The sequence below is a fragment of the Archangium violaceum genome, assembly GCF_016859125.1.
In the GTDB taxonomy this organism is placed as follows: Bacteria; Myxococcota; Myxococcia; order Myxococcales; family Myxococcaceae; genus Archangium; species Archangium violaceum_A.
The window spans coordinates 1,327,443-1,347,632 of the sequence record NZ_CP069338.1; the positions used below are offsets into that span (position 1 = coordinate 1,327,443).

General features: G+C 64.8%; 19 protein-coding genes. 7 read left to right on the forward strand and 12 right to left on the reverse strand.

Annotated elements, in window-relative coordinates; all coding sequences use genetic code 11:
- Positions 1-587: 587 nt before the first annotated feature.
- The 4 genes from JQX13_RS05670 (at position 588) to JQX13_RS05685 (ending at position 3,452) form a co-directional block, all read left to right on the forward strand.
- Positions 588-1,202, forward strand: a complete 615-nt coding sequence (locus JQX13_RS05670; RefSeq protein WP_203408051.1) for a hypothetical protein — start codon at positions 588-590, stop codon at positions 1,200-1,202.
- A gap of 12 nt (positions 1,203-1,214) precedes the next feature.
- Positions 1,215-1,652, forward strand: coding sequence for a hypothetical protein (locus tag JQX13_RS05675; protein WP_203408052.1), 438 nt, complete (start codon positions 1,215-1,217; stop codon positions 1,650-1,652).
- 31 nt (positions 1,653-1,683) lie between these two features.
- Positions 1,684-2,190: a hypothetical protein gene (locus JQX13_RS05680; protein ID WP_203408053.1), complete on the forward strand. Its 507-nt coding sequence runs from the start codon at positions 1,684-1,686 to the stop codon at positions 2,188-2,190.
- A gap of 467 nt (positions 2,191-2,657) precedes the next feature.
- Complete coding sequence (locus JQX13_RS05685; protein ID WP_239014562.1) at positions 2,658-3,452, forward strand: acyl-CoA desaturase; 795 nt, start codon at positions 2,658-2,660, stop codon at positions 3,450-3,452.
- Positions 3,453-4,016: 564 nt separating this feature from the next.
- On the opposite strand, the gene JQX13_RS05690 is transcribed toward JQX13_RS05685, so the two are convergent.
- Together JQX13_RS05690 and JQX13_RS05695 are read right to left on the reverse strand one after the other, a co-directional pair.
- Positions 4,017-4,571 (reverse strand): hypothetical protein, encoded by a 555-nt coding sequence (locus JQX13_RS05690; RefSeq protein ID WP_203405751.1) that lies wholly within the window; start codon positions 4,569-4,571, stop codon positions 4,017-4,019.
- Complete coding sequence (locus JQX13_RS05695) at positions 4,571-5,053, reverse strand: hypothetical protein (protein WP_203408054.1); 483 nt, start codon at positions 5,051-5,053, stop codon at positions 4,571-4,573. The genes JQX13_RS05690 and JQX13_RS05695 overlap by 1 nt, the downstream gene beginning before the upstream one ends.
- 862 nt (positions 5,054-5,915) lie before the next feature.
- Between JQX13_RS05695 and JQX13_RS05700 the strand changes: the two genes are divergently transcribed.
- Both JQX13_RS05700 and JQX13_RS05705 read left to right on the forward strand, forming a co-directional pair.
- A complete protein-coding gene (locus JQX13_RS05700; RefSeq protein ID WP_203408055.1) occupies positions 5,916-6,986 on the forward strand; it encodes a glycoside hydrolase family 5 protein in 1,071 nt (356 codons plus the stop codon).
- Between the two features lie 294 nt (positions 6,987-7,280).
- Positions 7,281-7,586: a hypothetical protein gene (locus JQX13_RS05705; RefSeq protein WP_203408056.1), complete on the forward strand. Its 306-nt coding sequence runs from the start codon at positions 7,281-7,283 to the stop codon at positions 7,584-7,586.
- Between the two features lie 139 nt (positions 7,587-7,725).
- Here the strand turns inward: JQX13_RS05705 and JQX13_RS05710 are convergent, their stop codons facing one another.
- The 9 genes from JQX13_RS05710 to JQX13_RS55260 all read right to left on the reverse strand — a co-directional run bounded on the left by JQX13_RS05710 (position 7,726) and on the right by JQX13_RS55260 (position 17,207).
- The gene (locus JQX13_RS05710; RefSeq protein WP_203408057.1) at positions 7,726-8,334 is read right to left on the reverse strand and encodes an acyl-CoA dehydrogenase family protein; all 609 of its coding nucleotides are present in this window, start codon (positions 8,332-8,334) and stop codon (positions 7,726-7,728) included.
- Between the two features lie 187 nt (positions 8,335-8,521).
- Positions 8,522-8,713 carry an acyl-CoA dehydrogenase family protein gene (locus JQX13_RS56110; protein ID WP_430384152.1) on the reverse strand — a complete coding sequence of 64 codons (192 nt, stop codon included), beginning with the start codon at positions 8,711-8,713 and terminating at the stop codon, positions 8,522-8,524.
- A 24-nt stretch (positions 8,714-8,737) separates the two neighbouring features.
- Positions 8,738-9,559: a hybrid sensor histidine kinase/response regulator gene (locus tag JQX13_RS05720; protein WP_203408059.1), complete on the reverse strand. Its 822-nt coding sequence runs from the start codon at positions 9,557-9,559 to the stop codon at positions 8,738-8,740.
- A gap of 678 nt (positions 9,560-10,237) precedes the next feature.
- A complete protein-coding gene (locus JQX13_RS05725; protein WP_203408060.1) occupies positions 10,238-13,399 on the reverse strand; it encodes an alpha-L-arabinofuranosidase C-terminal domain-containing protein in 3,162 nt (1,053 codons plus the stop codon).
- A gap of 393 nt (positions 13,400-13,792) precedes the next feature.
- Positions 13,793-14,536: a hypothetical protein gene (locus tag JQX13_RS05730; RefSeq protein WP_203408061.1), complete on the reverse strand. Its 744-nt coding sequence runs from the start codon at positions 14,534-14,536 to the stop codon at positions 13,793-13,795.
- 420 nt (positions 14,537-14,956) lie between these two features.
- On the reverse strand, positions 14,957-15,088 hold the full coding sequence (locus tag JQX13_RS55255) for a hypothetical protein (RefSeq protein ID WP_275424884.1): 132 nt from the start codon (positions 15,086-15,088) through the stop codon (positions 14,957-14,959).
- Entirely contained in the window at positions 15,076-15,963 is an 888-nt protein-coding gene (locus JQX13_RS05735; protein ID WP_203408062.1) for an IS1380 family transposase, read from the reverse strand. The genes JQX13_RS55255 and JQX13_RS05735 overlap by 13 nt, the downstream gene beginning before the upstream one ends.
- The gene (locus JQX13_RS05740; protein WP_203403352.1) at positions 15,903-16,394 is read right to left on the reverse strand and encodes a transposase; all 492 of its coding nucleotides are present in this window, start codon (positions 16,392-16,394) and stop codon (positions 15,903-15,905) included. Before JQX13_RS05740 ends, JQX13_RS05735 begins: the two co-directional genes overlap by 61 nt.
- Before the next feature lie 690 nt (positions 16,395-17,084).
- Entirely contained in the window at positions 17,085-17,207 is a 123-nt protein-coding gene (locus JQX13_RS55260; protein WP_275424981.1) for a hypothetical protein, read from the reverse strand.
- A gap of 297 nt (positions 17,208-17,504) precedes the next feature.
- On the opposite strand from JQX13_RS55260, the gene JQX13_RS05745 reads away from it, so the two are divergent.
- Complete coding sequence (locus tag JQX13_RS05745) at positions 17,505-18,383, forward strand: spermidine synthase (protein WP_203408063.1); 879 nt, start codon at positions 17,505-17,507, stop codon at positions 18,381-18,383.
- Positions 18,384-18,780: 397 nt separating this feature from the next.
- Here JQX13_RS05745 and JQX13_RS05750 read toward each other — a convergent pair whose 3' ends face one another.
- Positions 18,781-19,995 (reverse strand): ISAzo13 family transposase, encoded by a 1,215-nt coding sequence (locus tag JQX13_RS05750; protein ID WP_203408064.1) that lies wholly within the window; start codon positions 19,993-19,995, stop codon positions 18,781-18,783.
- Positions 19,996-20,190: the final 195 nt, after the last annotated feature.

Consider the following 20,190-nt stretch of genomic DNA (forward strand, 5'->3'; position numbering starts at 1 on the left):
GCACTCTGGTGGAGCCTCCCTGGGACACACTCCTGAGCGGAGACAGCGGTGAGGGTGGAGCCGACGAAGGAGCGCACGCCGCGACATAACCGTGCCCCACAAGCCCACGCCTCTTGCCACGGTTGGCCACGGAATCACGCGCGCCGACGGCTTGCAAACGCGCGACAGCAGGCGCTAATACCCGCGACCCCGGTCGCATGCCCACCACGAAGACGTCCAAGTCCACGAAGTCGTCCGCCAGAAAGCCGGCCGTCCTCGCAGGTGGTGTCGATGATCACCGAAAAGCGCGGGAATTTGGACGAGCCGAGCGTCGAGGCCTGAAACTGGCGGGCAGAGGTAGGTGGGGGCAGCGCAGAGGGACGGGGAGAGTTCAAGCAGTTCGCGCCCGAGCCATGTCCACCCGCCCGACCCTCGCCCACCGTGTAGCGGAATGTACAGGTGCGCCGCTGACGCGCAGCCCATTGCACACCCGGGCATTCATCCTTCCCTCGGAACGGCCGAAGGGACTGGCATCCCCCGTGCACTATGCGACATCCGTGAGATCTGGCTGGGTGTCACGCCGTCGCTGATTCTCGAAAGGGTTGTCCATGGTTGGTGAGCGCGTGCTGTTCGTCGTCCTCCTGGGACCCCTGGCCTTCGTGTGGGGGCTCGTCCTCATGCGCCAGAAGCGCCACTCCGGCGGCATCCGAGTCCTCGGGGGGGCCATGACTCTCATCGGCACCGCGGTCATGGGGAGCCTGGCCTGGCTCATCACCACGTTCCTCTCCAGCAACCACTCGAAGGGGCGGGTCCTTCGCCTGCGGGGGCGAACGCGCGTGGCTCGCCGGGCCCTGGGGGAGGGCTGGGCGGATGACGCCGTTCCGGATGTCTCGGGGCTCACGCCCTGGCAGCGAACGGTGCTCGGGGAGGTATGGATGTACTCGGCGGGCCTGGAGCACGCGTCCGTTCCAGCCTTCTCGAAGTTGTCGCTCAAGCTCTCCGCCCTGGGGGCGCCCTCGGCGCTGCTGGAGGACTGTCATCTGGCGGCCCTGGATGAAGTCCGTCATGCCAGGCGGTGCTTCGCGCTCGCCAGGGCCTACTCGGGGGTGCGCTGGACGGCGGGAGCGATTCCGGAGCTCGGACAGGGAAGCGCCCAGCCTTCCCCTACGGGCACGGGGGACGACTGGTCCCGGCTGGTGCGCGGGTCGCTGCTGGATGGGTGACTGGCCGAGGGGATGGCCTCCCGGGTCGCGGGCGAAGGGGCGACTCGGGCCACGGACCCCGTCGTGCGGGAGACCTTGTCGGTCATCTCCGAGGACGAGGGGCGGCACGCGGAGCTGGCCTGGGACATCATCGCCTTCGCCCTGGAGCGGGGCGGCCGGGGCGCGAAGGAAGCCTTGCGCCAGGCCCTCTCGGCGTTGGAGTCGCAGCAGACGCCCGCGCTCCCCCGCATCCCGGGCGTCGATGAAGACTTCCTCACGCGAAACGGCGTGCTGCCCCAGGCGGAGCTGGGGCGATTGATGGCGGTGTGCATCGAGCGGACGCGCGCCCGGGCGGAGGCGCTGCTCGAGCCGTCGAGCCTCCCGGCGCGGCACGGCCCCATCGACTTCCAGGGCGTGCCCGCTTCGTCTCCGCGCGACGCGGTGCCCGTGGAGGCTGCACCGCGAGGCTGACCGGTGCGCGAGCCAGGTGGTCTACAAGGTGATGGCCGACGTCTACGGCACCACGAAGGCGACCGGCCCGCTGCGCAACATGCTCCCTGTGGACAGGCGAGCGCCCCTACATGCGGCGATGGCGGAGTGGAGCTTTGATCCGGCCGACCTGCCCAGGGTCCGGGAGGAGTGCAGGGATTATTTCGAGCAGAGCGGCTGGCCCAACATGCCCATTGAGATCGAGCTGACCAAGACGGACGGTTACCACATGTCGCCGTGGAACTGGCCCGGGCTGGAGTACGTCGTCAAGTTCAACTTCATGTACCTCACCGACGTCTGCAGGACCGAGGCGGAGCGGGAAGGAATCTACACCCACCTCCGAGGACTCTGGGCGCACCTCACCCAGGCGGGGATTCGATTCAAGGCCCACTGGGGGAAGATCAACTTCATGGACCATGCCTTCGTTCGCGCGAACCATGGGTTGGAGCTGTTCGAGCCGCTCATCCATCCCCTGTTCATGAAGGAGTACCTGGCCGAGAGGCTGTTGCCATCGCACTGAAGAAACCATCGCCACTGAGTCTGCCCCTGAACTGGAGCAGTGGGTCGGAGAGTACGACGTGAGCGGAAAGTCCCCCGGGCCTTCGAAGGAAACCGGCCATGGCGGATGACACTGGGGCTACACCCAGAGTGCACCGGCCTGGCTCACAGCTCTTGGGCTCCCGTCAGCGGCCTTCCTCTGCCTCTCTGCTCCCTCCCGCTGCCCTCGACATTGCCCCCATTCCTCTTATGCGCGGTCGCCATGTCCGCTGTCCTGCATGGCGTTTCGGCGACCCCCCTCATGACATGGTACTCACGTCGGAATCAGCGAAGGCCCCGAGCGCATCGGCGGGATAGCGGCCCTCCTGCGGGCGGTAGGTGGCCAGCCCGCCCCCCACCGAGTGGACTTGCCTTCGGTTCCCAGCCCGGGGGCTCGTGCCCCTGCCCATGCGCACATTGAAGGTGCGCTTCGCGCGGGGGCCTTCAACCATGATCTCTCTCTTCTTTGTCACCCACTGGGGACTCTCCGTCCTGATGCAGAGTCTATTCCTGCACCGCTACGCGGCTCACCAGATGTACACCATGGGGCCGCGCACCGAGCGCGCCATGCACTTGTTGACCCTGGTAGCCCAGGGCTCGAGCTACCTCGAGCCACGAACCTACGCGCTCCTCCACCGCGAGCATCATGCCTTCGCCGACACGGAGAAGGATCCTCATTCGCCCGCCATCCACCGCAACCCATTCCGGATGATGCTGGAGACGGCGCGGCGCTACTCCGATTACTTCTCGGGGCGAAAGCTCCCCGAGGCACGCTTCCTCGGCCGGTATCCCGAGTGGCCTTTCATCGACCGCACGTTCAACAAGTGGCCGGTACGCATTGGCTGCGGAGCGCTCTACACACTGTTCTACTGGCGCTTCGCCACCCGGCGCTGGCAATTCCTGGCCCTGCCCATCCACTTCGTGATGGGCCCGCTGCACGGGGCCATCGTCAACTGGTGCGGCCACCGCTACGGCTACCGCAATTTCTCCACCCGGGATCTGTCCCGCAACTCGCTGCCCGTGGACGCGGTATGCATGGGGGAACTGTTCCAGAACAATCACCACGCCCGGCCGGCGAACCCGAACTTCGCCGCCCGCCGCTTCGAGTTCGATCCCACCTGGTGGGTGATGAAGCAGCTGGCCCGCATGCGGCTCATTCGCATCACTCACGCCCCGGCAGCGCCAGCGGATCGCGCCCAGGCTCAGCCGTTCCCTCGCGAGGGATGGCGGGCGAGGATGCCGTAGAAGGTGAGAGCGGCGGCTGCGCTACCCAGCCTGTTGCATATCCACCCCTGCCTCAGCCTCCCAAGGACGTCCTTCCACTTCGCGGCTCCGTTGGGCCGGCCTGGGCGTACCTCCGCGGGGCTTTTGTCCCGACCGCTCGTTTCCTTGCCCACCCGGCTGTAGAGGGCACGCTGTCCATGGCCATCTCCCAACCGAAAGGTAGCCTCGCCCCGCCTGGCGGCCATGGGTCGACTGGAAGCTGGGGCAGGTGTGGGCGGGCGCTACCTCCCGCGCTCGGGACATCCAGCACTCCGGATGGCCTGGATGGGCTGCGCGAGCGACGCCCGATTTCCCCCGCCGTACCCCGTGCCCTCCCTCATGAGGGCAGGATTGATCCAAAGTCCGTAGGAGAGGTTTTGAAGAGGCGGAGAGCAAGTCCAGACATTCACAGGCAAAGAGGGAGCATCCCTCCGGACGGCGCCTGAAAGAGGGGCGCCGTGGAAGGACAGGAGTGAAGGTACACAGGCCGAACAGCCAGGGGAGAAGAGGCGCGGGAAGGCCGGAGCGGGAGCAGCTGGCGGGCGCTCAGGCAAGTGTGGCCAGACTCTCGGGCAGCACGGCCAGACCCAACAGGCCCTGGTAGAGCACCTCCATGGTGCGTGCGAAGCTTTGGGGCCGTTTGTCGCGAGTCGGCAGGTGCGTGCGCACCAGGGCCAGCAGGTTGTAGGCCAGCAAACGCAGCCAGCTGAGCACCAGGGGTGCATTGCCTCGCAGGCTGGGCGAGGCGCTGTCCTCCTCCAGCACCACGTCCGCTGTCCAGTTGGGCCCGTTCTCAATCCCCCAGTGCCGGCGTACCAACGTCAGCATCCGCTCCGGGGACAGTTGCCCTGTGGGAATGGAGGTGAGGAACAGCCGCGTCTCCACCTTCGGCAGCTCGCCGTCTCTGGTTCGCGTCTGCCTCACCCATACCCATTGCTGGGCGCCGGGAAAGTCCTCCTCTGGCGGCTTGTCCACCACCCTCAACTCCCTCTCCACCCACTCCCCGCTCGTCCGCTCGCGCGTGCGCACCTTCACTGGCGCCACCGCCAGCGCCACCCACGCCTTGTCATGTAGCCGGTGGAAGTTCTCCTTGAGCGCCATCAGGTAGTCTTCTCCACCACCCGTTTGAACAACTCCGGGAACGCCGTCGCCTCTCCCTGCTTGCCTTCCAGCAACTTCTGGTCGAGCACCGGCTGGGCCGCGCTGCTGGTGAGACTGGCGCGCAGCGCGTACGGGTACCAGTACTCCCGCCCCTGCTCATCCTTCGTCGTGTGGCTCGGCTCGCACGGCGGCTGCCCCGGCGTGCTCTCCCCCGCCTTCCCGTCAATGCTGACGACGCCCCGGGCGAAGAGCTCATGGCGTATCAGCCCCACTTCCAGGCCTCGGTGCACCATCTGGTGCACCTCCTGCTCCAACCCCTCTGGCTCCAACTTCCCCAGCAGCCTATCCAACGTCGTGTCGGACACCGGCCGCTTCAGCCCCTCGGGCGCCGTGCCTTCGCGCAGCATGTCCTCCCCCAGCGCCTCGGCATGCCTCAACACCCGCCGCCCCACCGCAATCGCCTGCACCAGCAGCATCAACATCGCCGCCAGCGGGTGCCTCTGTCCCCGGCGGGCCCGGGGTCCTTTACCTCCTTGAATGTCAGCCCCAGGCTCGCCATCATCCTCTGCACGCGGGAGGGGGTTTCCTGCTCGTCCTTCTTCCCCTTCCCGTTTCCCGCTTGGGGTGTGGAGGGCCCGCCAGCCCTCCCGCCCCGGTTTTTCTTCCCACTCATCCTTCTCCTCCCCGGACCTGTCCGGCCCGTCTCCGGCTCTGTGCTGGCGCTCCCCCTCGCGATCTGCCCGCGGCTGCTCGCCTCCGGTGGGCGCCTGTAGGCGGGACTATACTTCAGCCGTAGGCCCGGGTGGGATGACCTCTCCCGTGGGACTTTGAATCAAGCCTGCCTCATGAGGGTCGGCCGCCTTCCCTTTGCAACCCCTGGGCCGCCCCTCCCCGGACCCCTCCCCATCTCCCAGTGTGGCGATAGAGCCACCAAGGAGAGTCCATCAGCAAGCGTGCTCACATCCCCATCAACAAGCCTGCGCGGTAACACCTACCAGCGGCTCGTGCTCGACGGTGTCGGTCACATCCCCGCACGGGAAGCCCCAGGCAAGGTCGCGGACGCGGTGCTCGCGCATCTCAGGAGCCCAGGACGGCTCCCCCTTCCGTAAGCACCCAAGCAGCCCATGAGTCGCCCTCCAGGACACCCGTCCACGGAGTTCTCGCTCCGCCGCGGTCAACTCCACCATAAACATTGAAAGAGACTGGAAACAGGCTGGCTTGCACTTCCCTCCACTCACCGTTTAGACTACAATTAACTGGTAGTTCTGATTTCCCCAAGTTGCCTGACCTCATCTGGGATTGAGCACACATTGCCCATCCCACAATCTGGAGGAAAAACCACACATGAAGAACACCCGACTGATGGGATGGCTCACCCTGGGGGCATTCCTCTGGGGTTGCGGTGGACCGATCGAGGAGCAGTCCGGGACCCAGAAGCCGGAGACCCGCGCGAATGAGGTCACGCTGGCCGGACCCCTGCCGTACCGTGGGATCAACCTCGCGAGTGCCGAGTTCGGCTCGGCGATTCCGGGCACGCACGGCAAAGACTATGTCTATCCGGATCCCGCCTACGCGAACTACACCACGGCGGATTACTACATCACCAAGGGCATGACGACGTTCCGCCTGCCTTTCAGGTGGGAGCGGCTGCAGCGGACGCGGAATGCCGCGTTCGACGCCACGGAACTGAGCCGGCTGAAGACAACGGTGAACCGGCTCACCGGCAAGGGCGCGACCGTCATCCTGGATCCGCACAACTACGCTCGCTACAACGGTGCCCTCATCGGCTCGGGTATTCCCAACGCCGATTTCGCCGACTTCTGGACGCGGCTGGCCAACGAGTTCAAGGGCAATGAGAAGGTCGTCTTCGGCCTCATGAACGAGCCCCACAGCATGCCCACGGAGCAGTGGTTGGCGGCGGCCAACGCCGCCATCCAGGCCATTCGCAACACCGGAGCCACCCAGCTCATCCTCGTGCCGGGCAACGCGTGGACTGGTGCCCACTCGTGGACGAGCAACTGGTACGGCACGCCCAACGCCACGGTGATGCTGCAGGTCAAGGATCCCCGCAACAACTACGCCTTCGAGGTCCACCAGTATCTGGACAGCGACTCCTCGGGCACCCAGGCCTCCTGTGTAAGCACGACCATCGGCGCGCAGCGGATGCAGTCCTTCACGAACTGGCTGCGCGCGAATGGCAAGAAGGGCTTCCTGGGCGAGGTGGCCGGCGGAACGGACTCGGTCTGCCTGAGCGCCCTCGACAACATCCTGGACCACCTGGAGGCGAATTCGGATGTCTACCTCGGGTGGACGTACTGGGCCGGTGGACCCTGGTGGGGCAGCTACTTCTTCTCGCTCGAGCCGGCGAGCGGCGTGGACAAGCCCCAGATGAGCGCGCTGAGCAGCCACCTCTGACGGAGCCTCCCCCGCCGGACATCGTCCTGGCCTCTTCCATGAGCTGGAGCGTTTCGACGAGGATGCCCTGTCCGGGCACCCTCGTTCCCCTCCGGAGGAGTCACCTTGAACGTTGAAGATCTCCTGGGATTCGCCCGGTGATGACTTGTGGAGGGCAGGGACACCTCGCCGCCAACCGAACCACCATCGCGCGTCTGGCGGTCTACCCCCCTTGGAATCAGCCGCGCGGGCAACAGTAAGGTACAGGGCCTCGATGGGGTGAAATCCCTCGCGGCCGGCGACGATTTTTCCTACGTGACGGAACTCTCGGCGGGTGGAGCCTTCTCCCTGGCACTGCTCCAGAATGGCACGGTGTGGGGTTTTGGCGACAACAGCTCGGGTCAAATCGACGATTCAAAGCAGCTCACCTATCCTACCCCCGTCCAGCGTCCGGGGCTCGCGGGAGTCGTGAATGTCGTGAATATCTCCGCGGGCCCTGCACACGTCCTGGCCGTGCTCTCCGACGGTACGGCTCGCGCCTGGGGCAGTAATGTGTATGACCAGATTGGAGACGGAGTGTCGAGCATCCATTCCACTCCAGTCCTCGTGCCACTGGTTTGAATGCTCCACGGAGGTCCAGGCACACTGTTGAATCCGTGTGCCTGGGCTTCCAGGGTTCGCATGCGCTCCGCATGGCCGGATGCACCGCGCGCCCGCAGGTACTCCGCCAGGCGCGAACGTGTCCAGCGGGTGAAGGCGATTACAGGAGGGGGAGCCCGGTGAGGAGGCGCCCGATGAAGTCCTGCAGATGATCCACCGTGGGGGCCATCACCCACCCGGCGCGCGCGTCGCGGAAGATGCGCTCCACGGGAAGATGGCGGGAGAAGGCGGCGCCACCACAGGCCTTCATCGCCAGGTCACACACCTCGAGCGCTGCCTCGATGGATGACAGGCGCGATTGGAGCAGAGGGAGGAGCGGCGCTGGAGCCGGGGGGTTGAATCCGGACAGCGCGGCGCCGAGGAGCGCTCGGGCCTGCTCGGTGCGGACGCTCATCTGCGCCAGGCGTGCGCGGAGGTTTGGCAGCTCCCTCAGGTGAGTGCCGGTTTGTGCGAAGCCTGCCTGCTGGAGATGCCGTGCCGTCGCCTCGACGGCCGCCTGGCACAGGCCATTGGACATCGCGGCCGTACCGACACAAAACCACGGCAGCACCTGCCCCACGAGCGCCGAAGCCCCCTCGCCCATGGGCGTGAGGAGCGCATCCGCGGAGAGCTGGACAGCATCCAAGGACACTGGCGCCGAGCCATTGCCGCGCAGACCGAGTCCCTCGAATCTCCCGGTGACCCGGACTCCTTCGGTACGCCGTTCCACCAGGAGCAGCACCGACTCGAGTGCGGAGGCGGCACCCGGGACCCGCGCGCACGCGATGTACGAGTCGGCAACGCGAGCATGTGTGCGGCGGTGGTGTGCATCACGAACACCATGGCGGTGGAAGAGCAGGCCTTCGCCAAGACCTCCACGACCGCGGCGAACGTCCGGGGCCCCTGACCTTGCCCCCCTACTCCCGTGGGAGGCACAGACCCAGGAGTCCCTGCTCGGCCAATGCCGCCACGCTGTCGCGCGGAAACGTTGCCTCCGCATCGACGGAGGCCGCTTTCGGGGCGAGGACCGTGCGAGCAAGCTCTTCGCCAAGGGAGACATACCGCAGGGAGGACTCATCCAGGAGTGGGGTCAAGGGAGTGGGGTTCATTTGGAATGAGCTCGGAGAAGGGACCTATCGCTCGCTTTCGATGATTCGCATCAACTCGTCGAGATCAACCGGCTTGAGGAGGAAGTGCTGGATACCCGCCTCCCGGGCTCGCACCCGGTCTCGCTCCTGGCCATAGCCCGTCAGCGCCACCAGGGTGACCCCGGCCATGTTCGGCTCGCCCCGGAGCCGTTGAGCGACCTGGAAGCCATCCATCCCAGGCAGGCCGAGATCCAGGACGATGAGCTCGGGTTTCTGGAGAAGCGCCTGTCCGATGGCCCCAGGCCCCTCATGGGCCAGATGGACCGTGTGTCCTCGGAACTGGAGGTACTCCATCAGGGTCTCGGCCGCGTCGATGTTGTCGTCCACCACCAGGACGCGGCGCGTGCGGACGGTCTGGGAGCGAGGAGCGGCATCCACCGGCTTCGCGTCCTGGGGGCGCTCCTGCTTGGAGGTTACGGGCAGAGACACCCTGAACTCGCTGCCACGATCCGGACCTTCGCTCCGCGCCTCGACGCTTCCTCCGTGCAACGAGACCAGATCCCGGACCAGGGTCAAGCCGATGCCAAGACCCCCGAGGTGACGCGACAGCGGCTGCTCTCCCTGTCGGAACGGCTCGAAGACGTGGGGCAGGAGCTCCGCCGGAATGCCCATACCCGTGTCCCGGATGCTCACGACGACGCGGTCCGCCTCCTCGAAGACCGACACGGCGATGTCTCCGCCCGGTGGCGTGAACTTGGCCGCGTTGTTCAACAAATTCACGAAGACCTGCTCGAGACGCGCTGGAGCTCCTTGCAGGAGATGCGACGCGCTCCCGAGCTCCACCGATAGCCGGTGTTGCTGGGTCATGAGCCGCACCCCGTCCAGAGCTCGATGGAGTACATCCTCCAAGAGCAGAGGCTCCGGGAAGACTTGGACCTTGCCCCGGGTAATGCGGGAGACATCCAGAAGATCATCGAGCAGGCGCGTCATGTGCTTGACCTGCCGCGCTTGCTACCCGCTGCCCCGGGGCGGGATTCCTCTGCCTTGTGCTCGATAACTCAAGCCAACGCGCTCGACCTCAGCCCTCATGCATGTCTTGAGCCAGTCGTCGCGAATATGGTGGGTTGATTCGTTCGGACCCCGGGTGGAAGGCCGCCAGCCCCCCTGGAGCAGCAGATCGCGAAGGCCTACGCGGAGGAGCTCGGGCTCACCTCCCCGCTCTACGCACGGCCACGCGACTCGCTTGCTCCAATCCCTCGACCCGTGAGGCGTTGTTCGGCGCGATGGTGCCCTCCACCCGGCTCATCGGACTCCGGGGAAAGGAAGTCACCTCACCCCGGAGCGTGGTGAGGTGACTCGGTCCGGTAGGTGTCGGTCAGAACGCTGAAGGTTCCACGGCGTCTTCACTCCATGCTCGAGACTCCGGCCACTTCTGCTCCCTGGAGTGGGGGTTGCGCCAGGGCCGGAAGAGGAGAGCTCGTCCTGGGCCGCGGCGGTGGAGGCGTCGGAGAAGGAGAGGACGCCGGGGATGGACCTCGAGCTTCGTCAGGGTGCCTGTGATACGGCGATCAGGTAGTCGAGCATCCCGTAGGTGGTTTGACTGGTCATCGTCACCTCCAGGGTGTGGCTGCCCGCGCTGAGGGTGGTGAGCGGGAAGTTCACCGTCCCCCACACCGTGAAGCCGTCGTACGGATCGATTTTCGAGAGGGTAGCCGTGTCGACCGCGCCGCGGATGGTGATCGTGTCCAACTTATATTGGTAGGCCGGCACCTGGCTGGTGGCGTTCTCGCCGACGCCCGTCCGCTGCCGCAGGGAGAGGGCGTACTTGCCGCTACGCGGAACGCTGAAATGGATCCTCACTGTATCGCCGGGCTGGAGGCTCAGGTTCTTGCCGCTGTCCAGTGTGAGATCAATCACTTTCACCTCGCCCGAGGCATTGGTCACCACCGTGTGGCTCGACTCCACCTCCACCACCCGGGTCATGTCCTGGCGCACCCGCAGCCAGTCGACCTTGCCCCAGGTCGCGTTCATCTTGATGCGCAGGGAGTGCCGGCCGGGTTCGAGGAGCACCGCGTCGCTTCGGCTGGTGCCCCACACGGTGTAGCCATCGAGGTCGGCGCCCGAGAGGATGGTGCTTCTGTCGCCAGCGAAGATCATCGGCGTGCCGTCGAGCGTGTACGTATAGGCGTTCTTCTCCCAATACGACGTGGTGTCGTCGCTCGTGCCGGAACGGTGCCGCAGCTCCAGCACGTAGTAGGCGCGCTCGGTCACACTGAAGGGCACCAGAATCTCGTCGCCCACCTCGTTCAGGGCCATGTGGGAGCCGCTGTCGTGGGCCCAATCGTAGAGATTGATGGGCGACCCGGTGTCCTTGACCGTCGTCGCCACGTCCTCCACCTCGCGCAGCAGGGCGGGGTTGGCCTCCGGCGCGCGGTCGATGACGAAGAGGGTGATGGAGCTGGCGGGGAAGGTGTAGTCGAAGGACGGGGCGAACGGGGTGAGGGATGTGACGCTGGTGGTGATGATGTCGGCGGTGGCCGAATCGATGGCGCTGTAGGTGGGCGCCGGCGCGTTGGCCCGGATGGTGCGGACCTGGACCCGGTTGGTCGCGCTGGGCAGACCGCTGAGCTGCACCGTCGCCGCCTTGGCGTTGAACTCATCCTTGTTCAGCACCATCAGGTAGTAGCGCTTCGCATCGAGGCTGCCGTAGGCCGCCAGGTGAGGATGGTAGCCCTCGGGCATGACCTCGCTGTGACGTGGGAAGTAGTAGCTGGAGCTGCCGGAGACGGAGACCGGGAGGTGCTGGTCACCCCAGTAGTGATTGAAGGCCTGGAGCACCTCGAAGATGCCATGCTTGAAGTAGCTTCCACCCTCCACCTGGAACACGCAGGTGTCCCCACCCCAAAGCATCCAGTACTGAGCATTCTCGAGCAGGTCTGTGTTCTTGCTCATGGTGCCCAACTTGTCCGCCGCAGTCATGACCCCGGTCCAGCGCACCGCGTAGCTGCGCAGCAGGTTTCCCTCGGTGTCTTCCTTCTCGTTGTCCCAACCGTAGGCTGCCGCCCACTCGCTCGCGGACAGCTTGAGCTTGCCATACCGCGAGGGATGGTGGAGCTGGAGCTTGTTCCGGTACCAGTCGAGCGAGGTTTGCAGGCCCACATAGGCGGTGATTCCCTTTTGATAGTGCGAAGCGGGACTCTTGTTGTCTTCGACGACCCACGGGTAGTACGGGTGGAAGTGGATCATCCTCACATCATCCCCAAGCTCCTGGACGAGCGTGGACATCCAGTCGGTCAATGTTGAGCCCTGGCTGTAGAACGAGGTGCTCGAGGCGGACAGGTACAGGTTGGGGTCAATGGCGGAGAGGGCGTTCTTGTAATCGAGAAAGGCCTGCGCATATCCGCGATGATCGGTTCTGCCGGCAGCGTCCTGGGGCACGCCGAAGGGATCTCCCCCCCAAGCCTCGTTGCCCACTTCCCAGAACTTCACTCCATACGGGGCAGGATGGTTGCCATGATCCGAGCGGCCCCGCAGCGAGGCCCAGTAGCCCACGGTGCGCCAGTCGATGCCCGCCTCGTCGATGCCAATCGAGCGAGTATCCGCGGGGTCGCCATTGACGTAGGCCAACCAGGCCATCGCCCGCTTGACCGAGTTGTCATGGTTGAGTTCCTCCACTTGAAGCCAGTCCACCATGAGGTAATTGCCCCTTTCGTTGGTGGTGATCCGCAACTGGCGGGTGCCCTCCCGCAGGTAGAGAACCGGCGAGCGGGTGATGCCCCACACGGTGTGGCCATCGCGGTCGGGGGCCTTGTCGGTGAGAGTGTTCGTGTCACCAGTGAAGGAGACGGGGACGAACTGGGCCCCTTTCCCTTTCTCGAGCTCACCCGGGTTGAGCATGTAGGTGTAGGAATCCCGGGTCCAGTAGGCGGTGGGATTGTTGATCTGGCCCAAGAAGCCGGCACGGTTGCGCAGATGCAGCCGGTAGTAGCCCGCGCGGGGGACGTTGAAGGAGAGCTCGATGGAGTCGCCCGGGTCATGGATGTCGACGTGCGAGCCATCATCGAAATCGTAGTCACTGACGCGGATGTTGGGATTCCCCTCATCTTCCAGGACCGTGTAGCTCGACTCCGCCTGCACGGTGAATGTCTTGTCGAGCGGCCGGAACTGGAGCGTGAGCTGCGGCTCGGCACCGAGCTTTTCCGCCAACTGGAGGAACTCGTCCACTCCGAAGTGGGCCTTGCCCGCCAACGCCACACTGTCCTTCGTGCACTTCAGGGTGCTCAGCTGCTCGCCGCGGAGTCCCTTGGGGCCAATCGTGGTCTCCCAGGTGAAGCCGTCCGCGCCGCATCCACCCGGGTAGCGCAGCGAGGGGACACCGAGTGCGCGCAAGTCGTTGAGAATCCCGGGCGGTAGCTCATTGCCAGACGCGTAGTATGAATCAAAGGAATCCCACCGGATGTTGTTGCCAAAGATTTCCCGAGGAATGGGGCGCCCCCCGCCCCCGACATCCATGTGGATGGTCGTCGGCAGAACCGCCGCCCCACTCTGGTCCCCCAACGCTTGCGTGATGGATTCACGCCCCATGGCCGGATCGGGACGGTTGCTGCATGCCGACGTGAAGGCCCCGGCGAGCAGCCCCATCAGCAAGAACTGGCCTGCCGTGGAGTTTCGCCCCAGGCGGGCCCACCTACCTACGGTTTCGTTCATTTATCCACTCCTGTTTGATACGCCGGCACTCTCGACTCGTGGAGTGCCAGCAAGCTTTCGACATGGTCGGAAACGATGTTATTCAAGGGCTCGTAGAGTTGGCGTCCGCGCCAACCCCGAGTGGAGCCGGGCTTTTCCATTTGGACTGATATCGCAATCACCCCGCAACAGGAAATATTTGACTTGTTCGTGGCCTTGTTTTCCTGCTGGACTTGCCTATTCATTGAAAAGGCCGTCTGCGTGTGATTGCCCAGCTCATTCAGCCAGACATGATTGGAATTCAAGACATGGACATCCCCCCTTTGACTCGAGGCATCACTGAAGAATGGGAAGCCATCCACTACGCCAGAGGAGACAGAACCACTCGGATGGCTGGAGTGTGGCGGGGCCCCATCAGCACATGGGGGCGAGTACTGGCCAGACAAGCAGACGGCCTTGCTCGTCGGTGATGGGAACCCAACCCACCGGGGCGAGGGGCTCATCCAGGCTGAGCAGCTCTCCGATCTGCATGAATTTCCCCCGTGTCTTCATGATGCGCAGGTCCCCGATCAGCGCTCCATTCCTCCTCGGCGGCTTGAGGGGCGAGAGCGGATGGGAAATCGCCTCGGGTCTCGGCGCGTTATACAAGCGTGTCTGTCCTTGGGAGGCCAGGAGATAGAGTTCGATGCCGTTCCATTCCCACTCGGGTGAGTCGAGCGGAACGAATTGCACGCCGGTTTCCTGGGGGGCCTGGGTATTCAAGCTGACCCAGGCGCGCTCATTCGTGTGTGCATCGATAACGATGTGAAGGTACTCGCCGCGCTTTTCGATGACGGGGAACTTGCGGAAAGCGAAGTAATCCCAGTCCCAGCCGCTGATGGCGCGGAGTTGCTTCAGTGGGAGCGCGGTCTCGGTCACGAAGTCATCACCTCGAGGCGCGAAGCGGGGCAGGCTCGCGGTGGGTTGGTAATCGGGCCCCGTCATTGTATGAATGATGGCAATGCCGATGACCCCCCGTAGGGCTTCTTCTGAGATTTCCTCTCGGCTCAGGAAGAACCTTTCGTGAGGCAGATCCGCTCGGGCCGACGAGGCCGTGAGCAGAACCAGGGCAGACAGGGAGGACAGGAACATTTGATGAAGAAGGTGGAGTGGTCTCATGCCGCGCCCCCATTGCAGCTTGTGGACCAGCGCTGGAAGTTGCGCAACTCCCCGGAAACACTCTGGCCTGGGGGAAGGGTGTGGCCCTGTGGCCACATCCAATTCGGCGCCTGTCGCCTCCTTCCCGCCGCGTGTCGTGCCAGGTCCTGTTGCTCAAGTCCTTTGACACCCGAAGGAGGGCCTCCGGGCCGAGTCTTCAGCAACCTGTCCGATTGTCGGACAGGTCGGTGAAGAGTGAGCCCACCATATTCGCGACGACTGGCTCAAGACATGCATGAAGGCTGAGGTCGAGCGCGTTGGGTTGAGTTATCGGGCACAAGGCAGAGGAAGCCCGCCCCGGGGCAGCGGGTAGCAAGCAGGAGGAGATGGAGAGGGGAGTGGGGAGAGTGCGACACGTGAGCTGCAATTGACTCCAGGCAGCTACGTGATTTGCGCTGTGCTCAGCGAGCCCAGCTTCGTCCACAGCTTCTGCCAGAGGCTGGCCGACTCCCGGCCAATGACCAGCACCACTCTTCTGGCGTGTAACAGCACCCGCGCGGCTACTTTGAGCACCCGCTCGCGCACACGGAGCAGCCCCAGCCCTCGCCCGTGGCCTGCTCCATCAGCACGCGCGCGGCGTGCACCAGGTTGTAGGCCAGGGCATTGAGCAACAGGCGTACCTCGTTGTTGGCGAAGGCGTCGATGGACACCGCGCGCTGGACGGGCGGCTGCCCCCGGTACTTGGACTTGGGCCGTCTGGCCGAGGAGAGCGCCGGGGCCAGCACGTCCATGAGCTCTCCGAAGTGGCCCTCCGCCGTGCCGCGTTGGCGGTAGTGCTCCAGCAGCGCCTCGGCCGGCATCTGCTCCTTGCTCCAGCTCGTCACCAGCCAGAAGGCGTGCGGGAAGAGCTCGTCCTTCCTCTCCAGCACTACCAACACCACGCGCCGCGCACGGCTCCAGCCCTGCGCCTGGTACTCCCATTCGTACAGGTGGGTGCCCGGCTCCCCCTGCGGCACTCCCGAATTCATGAAGCGCGGCAGCGCCGCCTCCCGCTGCAACACGCTGGTGTTGCGCACGCGCGCCACGTAGGGCGTGCCTCGCTCCTCCAGCTTCGCCAGCAGCTTCTCCTCGGGAAAGCCCGCGTCGAAGCGCACCGCCGCCACCTCACACACCTCCTTCTCCACTCGCCCCAGCAACTCGTCGATGAATTCCAGCGCTCCATTGGCGCTGTGCACGTTTCCCTCGCGCAACCTCACGTCCAGCAGGTCTCCCGTCTCGGCCAGACTGGCGACAATCGGGTGGTACATGCGTACTCCGTAGTGCCCGTTGTACGCGCTGCCCTCCTGGTGCCCATGCACCTCCACCGGCAACCCGTCCACGTCCACCGTCACCTGCTTGAGCTTCTGGCCCTTGGGCTGCTGCGCCTCAGCCTCCGCCCCGTCTGCCACACCAGCGCCTCGTGCAGCACCTTCCGGTTTTCCTCTCGCGCCAACATGGCCGTCAGCCGCGACAAGGTGGGCTGTGAGGCCAACCCCTCCGCTCCCCCCTCTTTCCCCCTCAGCGGCACGCTGCTCTTGCTGTCCGACACCGCCAACCTCAACGCCGCGTCCCTCCTGAGCGCGTCCGCGTCGTCGTGGTCTCTCCACCCTTGCCCCAACAGCAGAAGGTCCGTGCGCACCAACTCCCTCAGCGAGTGGGTTATCCGCTTCTCGTCTCGCGTGTCCGTCAACATCTCCCCCAGCCAGCGCGTCAGCCCCAACCGCTCGTCCACCTCCCTCAGCAGCACCGCACCTGCCTCCGACGTCAACCGCTCCGCCCTCGCCTCCAGCTTCACGGAGCCGTTGAACTCCAGCCCGAAGTCGTTGAGGATTTCACCCATGACGCGCCTCCTGCCTTGTGGTGGTGGATGTCTGAACAACACCCCTCTACCACTCGGGAGGTCAGGCGCGTCACCCTCCTTTTCCGGTCATCCTCCTGCACCTCTCGTGAATAAGGCGGGGTGAGGCCGGAGGTCGCACCTCGACCAATACGGGACGCCAGGTCACGGAGCGCCAGCTTGCCGTTGCGTCCCGCGGGAAGACAGGCACATCGTTCGCCTGATGGGGCCATGACATGCAAAGCGAGATGGGCGTGATGATGGCACTGGTGGTGTCGGCGGTAGGGAACGGGACTGACGGGGTCGGTGTTGGATGGGCCCTGGCTCGGCCCGAGGTTGGAACTGGGGCACTCTGGGACGTATAGGCGAAATAGGAGCCCTCTTGCAGGGAGGTGGAGGAGGGGGGCAGGGGCCAGGAAGGCCGTGGGCTGCGCCGGTGTAGGGGTCAGAGCAGCCCGTGGGGCAGCGCATCCCTTCGGCTTCTTTCACTGATGCCAAGACCCGGCGCCTGCCTCCACACCTCCCGCGGGCGAACACGTCGCAGTCGAACGTCCTCCTGAGCAACTCGGCCCACTGCACTCGCCTTCCAGCAAGGCACACCGGGGTTGCTTTCGGGGCGGGGGCCGGACCTCCACCTCCGTCCAGCGTAGCCGCTGCTGCAGCGAGTGCGCCTGGTACGCCTGCTGCGCGTCCTCAGGCCCTTGCGCGGGCCAAGGACCCTCTTTTCTTCAGCAGGCGCAGCACCCGGTGGCGCACAACCTTCAGCAGCCGCTCCACCTCACCCTGCTTGGGCGGCGGCAACACCTCGATGCGCACGCCTCCCTCCCCTGGCACGAAGACGCCGTTGCAGGAGGGGCACACCCCTCGACCCTTGCACGCACATGGGTATCCCACCGTATACACGGCTTCACTCGGGGGAAGCAGGTGGTTCTGGGCTGGCGAAGGGCCTCGGGCGCGACGACTCCGTCTGGAAGGCGGGCAAGCGCGAGAACAGACGCGGCGACTTCGTCATCTACCTGATGGGTTACAGGTGTCCGTCGGAGTGCCGACAGATGCACTCCAGGCCACCGGCCCCCGCGTTCCCTCGGCACTAGCGTCATCCCGGGAGGCATCATGCGACGCGATGCTCGACGGCTGGCCCTGGTGGCGGTGCTGGTGCTCTTGAGCTGGTCGGTCTCCGGCACCCGCACGGTGCTGTACGACAAGGAGTCCGCGTACAACCACATCGTCGTCAGCGAGGATCGCGAGGGCCGGCGCTATCTACAATTCGAGAAGGGCGGCGCACTGCAGAGTGTGGTGAGGCCAGGTCATCCGCTGGAGCTGGAGCTGCCCTACACCCGGGTAGCGATGGTGGGACTGGCCTTCGTGCCGGCGCCACGACGCATCCTGGTCGTGGGCCTGGGGGGCGGCGCCATGCCCATGTTCCTGCGCGCCCTGCTGCCCGAGGCCCATATCGACGTGGTGGACATCGACCCGGACGTGGTGGAGGTGGCACGGCGCTACTTCGGTTTCCAGGAAGACCCGGCCCTCCGCGCGCACGTGGCCGATGGTCGACGGTTCATCGAATCACCCGGTCCCGCATATGACCTCATCCTCCTGGATGCGTACGGTGCGCGCAGCATCCCCAAGCACCTGGTGACACGCGAGTTCCTCGCGGCGGTGCGGGCGCGCCTGACCGGGGCAGGCGCGGTGGTGAGCAACGTCTGGGAGCAGCGATCCAACCCGCTGTTCGACTCGATGGTCCGCACCTACCAGGAGGGCTTCGTCCAACTGTACACATTCCAGGTGCCGTCGAGTGACAACCGCATCCTGGTGGGGCTGCCACATTCGGTGAAGCCATCACGGGAGGCACTGGAGGCACGTGCCGAGCGGCTGGAGCGCGAGCGGGGAGTGCCTTTCGACCTGAGTGCGTTGGTGGTTCGCGGGTACGAGGACGCGACGGATCGCCCCGCACGCGGACAGGAACTGGTGGACCCGGCCGGGTCTCCCTGATCCGAAGCGGAGCCCGACGGACAGGACACCGGCAGGAAGCGCGGCTCTCGTTCGTCTTCACATCCCCGTGGGGAATGGCCTAGGCTGCGTTGACGAGCACGTTGGCGAGATGGAGCGGAAACGCTGTGGGGAAGCCATTTCCCCAATGAATAGCCTAGATCATTCGTCAGCGAAAGAGGGTTGCCAGAACAACTGGAGGATTCATGCCTTTGAGTTCGGATGTCCGGGAAGTGCTGAAAGCGTGGGGCCGCGGAGCCGGGGCCATCGGAGAAGTGTTACAGGGGCAGGGAAGCGCTACCTGGGACGAAGCGCGCTCAACCTATCTTGGTACACTCGCACAGCTTTTTCCGGCGCCTGAGGAGGCTCGGAAAAATAAATGTTCCATTGTGCGTGAAATTCAAACCACGTTGGGTATGAATACGTAGTTCCATTCCCCATGGAACTTGTTCCTTTTTATTCGGAGCGACTCCATCTCATGGTTGGTTACCTTTATGCCAAGAGGGTAGTCGTCCGTATCGAGTGCTGCCTGAATGTGTAGGCCCTTTTCGGTAGTCGTGCTCCCGATGAGGTTGACGACGATCTCTCGACTCTCCAGGGGACGCCCTCTCCAGTTGTGGGTGATGTGGCAGAACATCCGATGCTCTATCTTGTTCCACTTGCTCGTTCCGGGCGGTAGGTGGCTGACGCTGATTCGCAGCCCCATCTCGTCCGCCAGGTGCTGCAACTCCACTTTCCACAACCGAGCACGAGCGCTGTTGCTGCCACCGCTGTCTGCGATGATGAGCAACTCCTTCGCTCGCGCGTAGCGCTCTCGGCCCATCTCCAACCACCAGGTTCGGATGGTGGACGTGGCGAAGGCGGGCGTGTCGTGTGTCACCCCTACGCTCACCCATCCCTCATTGGCGCCCACGTCATAGACGCCGTACGGCAGGACTTTACCCAACTCCTTATCTACGAAGTCGTATACCCGAACCTCGGACGGCTTGGCTTTCGGGTGCCACTCCCTTCCTGCGTTCTTGAAGTCCCCCACCAACTCCTTTTTCTTGGCATCCACCGAGATGACAGGCTCTCCGCGCCGGTGGAAGGCCCGCACCAGCGCGTTGATGTGCTCGAATTGTGCGTTTCGGTCGGGATGCTTGCCGCCCTCACGCGTTTTGCGGTTACTCTGGAGGCTGTAGCCCGTCTGGCGCAGAAGTCTCCCCACGGTGCTGGGATCGATGGCATGGCCTCGATGACTCAACTCAGCGGCCAGTTTCACGGTGCTCTTGCAAGTCCAGCGCAAGGGCGACATCGGATCGCCGCGCGTGGCTGGCTCCACCAACACCTCGAGGTCCGACAGCAACGTTGTGTCTTTCTCTGTCGCTTTCTTCCGGCCTCCACCATGGCGGCGTGCGCGGTGGATGTCGAGAGTCACCCCCTGTTCAAGCTCTTTCAACCCCCGCCGTATTGCCGACCGGGACAGTCCTGTGGCCTTTGCCACCAAACTGATGCCTCCCCTTCCCAAGGACCTGGCCTCCGCAGCCGCCCAGCGCCGACGAACCGCCTCGTTCATTCCCGCACGCAGCGCCTCGAATTTGCGTTGAACAGCCTCTATCGATGGCGTTACGTTCATCTGTCACCCGTCTGCTGAATTCAGACACTCAACACGCCGTGTGGAACATTTATTTTTCCGAGCCTCCTTAGCTCGGGTCAAATCGACGATTCAAAGCAGCTCACCTATCCTACCCCCGTCCAGCGTCCGGGGCTCGCGGGAGTCGTGACTATCTCCGCGGGCCCTGCGGATGCACCGCGCGCCAACAGGTGGCCT

Excerpts from the sequence above, each read along its gene's own strand:
- JQX13_RS05670 (WP_203408051.1), top strand. The coding sequence starts at position 588 with ATGGTTGGTGAGCGCGTGCTGTTCGTCGTCCTCCTGGGACCCCTGGCC.
- JQX13_RS05675 (WP_203408052.1), top strand. The coding sequence starts at position 1,215 with ATGGCCTCCCGGGTCGCGGGCGAAGGGGCGACTCGGGCCACGGACCCC.
- JQX13_RS05680 (WP_203408053.1), top strand. The coding sequence starts at position 1,684 with ATGGCCGACGTCTACGGCACCACGAAGGCGACCGGCCCGCTGCGCAAC.
- JQX13_RS05685 (WP_239014562.1), top strand. The coding sequence starts at position 2,658 with ATGATCTCTCTCTTCTTTGTCACCCACTGGGGACTCTCCGTCCTGATG.
- JQX13_RS05690 (WP_203405751.1), bottom strand. The coding sequence starts at position 4,571 with ATGGCGCTCAAGGAGAACTTCCACCGGCTACATGACAAGGCGTGGGTG.
- JQX13_RS05695 (WP_203408054.1), bottom strand. The coding sequence starts at position 5,053 with ATGTTGATGCTGCTGGTGCAGGCGATTGCGGTGGGGCGGCGGGTGTTG.
- JQX13_RS05700 (WP_203408055.1), top strand. The coding sequence starts at position 5,916 with ATGAAGAACACCCGACTGATGGGATGGCTCACCCTGGGGGCATTCCTC.
- JQX13_RS56110 (WP_430384152.1), bottom strand. The coding sequence starts at position 8,713 with ATGAACCCCACTCCCTTGACCCCACTCCTGGATGAGTCCTCCCTGCGG.
- JQX13_RS05720 (WP_203408059.1), bottom strand. The coding sequence starts at position 9,559 with ATGACCCAGCAACACCGGCTATCGGTGGAGCTCGGGAGCGCGTCGCAT.
- JQX13_RS05725 (WP_203408060.1), bottom strand. The coding sequence starts at position 13,399 with ATGAACGAAACCGTAGGTAGGTGGGCCCGCCTGGGGCGAAACTCCACG.
- JQX13_RS05730 (WP_203408061.1), bottom strand. The coding sequence starts at position 14,536 with ATGAGACCACTCCACCTTCTTCATCAAATGTTCCTGTCCTCCCTGTCT.
- JQX13_RS05740 (WP_203403352.1), bottom strand. The coding sequence starts at position 16,394 with ATGGGTGAAATCCTCAACGACTTCGGGCTGGAGTTCAACGGCTCCGTG.
- JQX13_RS05745 (WP_203408063.1), top strand. The coding sequence starts at position 17,505 with ATGCGACGCGATGCTCGACGGCTGGCCCTGGTGGCGGTGCTGGTGCTC.
- JQX13_RS05750 (WP_203408064.1), bottom strand. The coding sequence starts at position 19,995 with ATGAACGTAACGCCATCGATAGAGGCTGTTCAACGCAAATTCGAGGCG.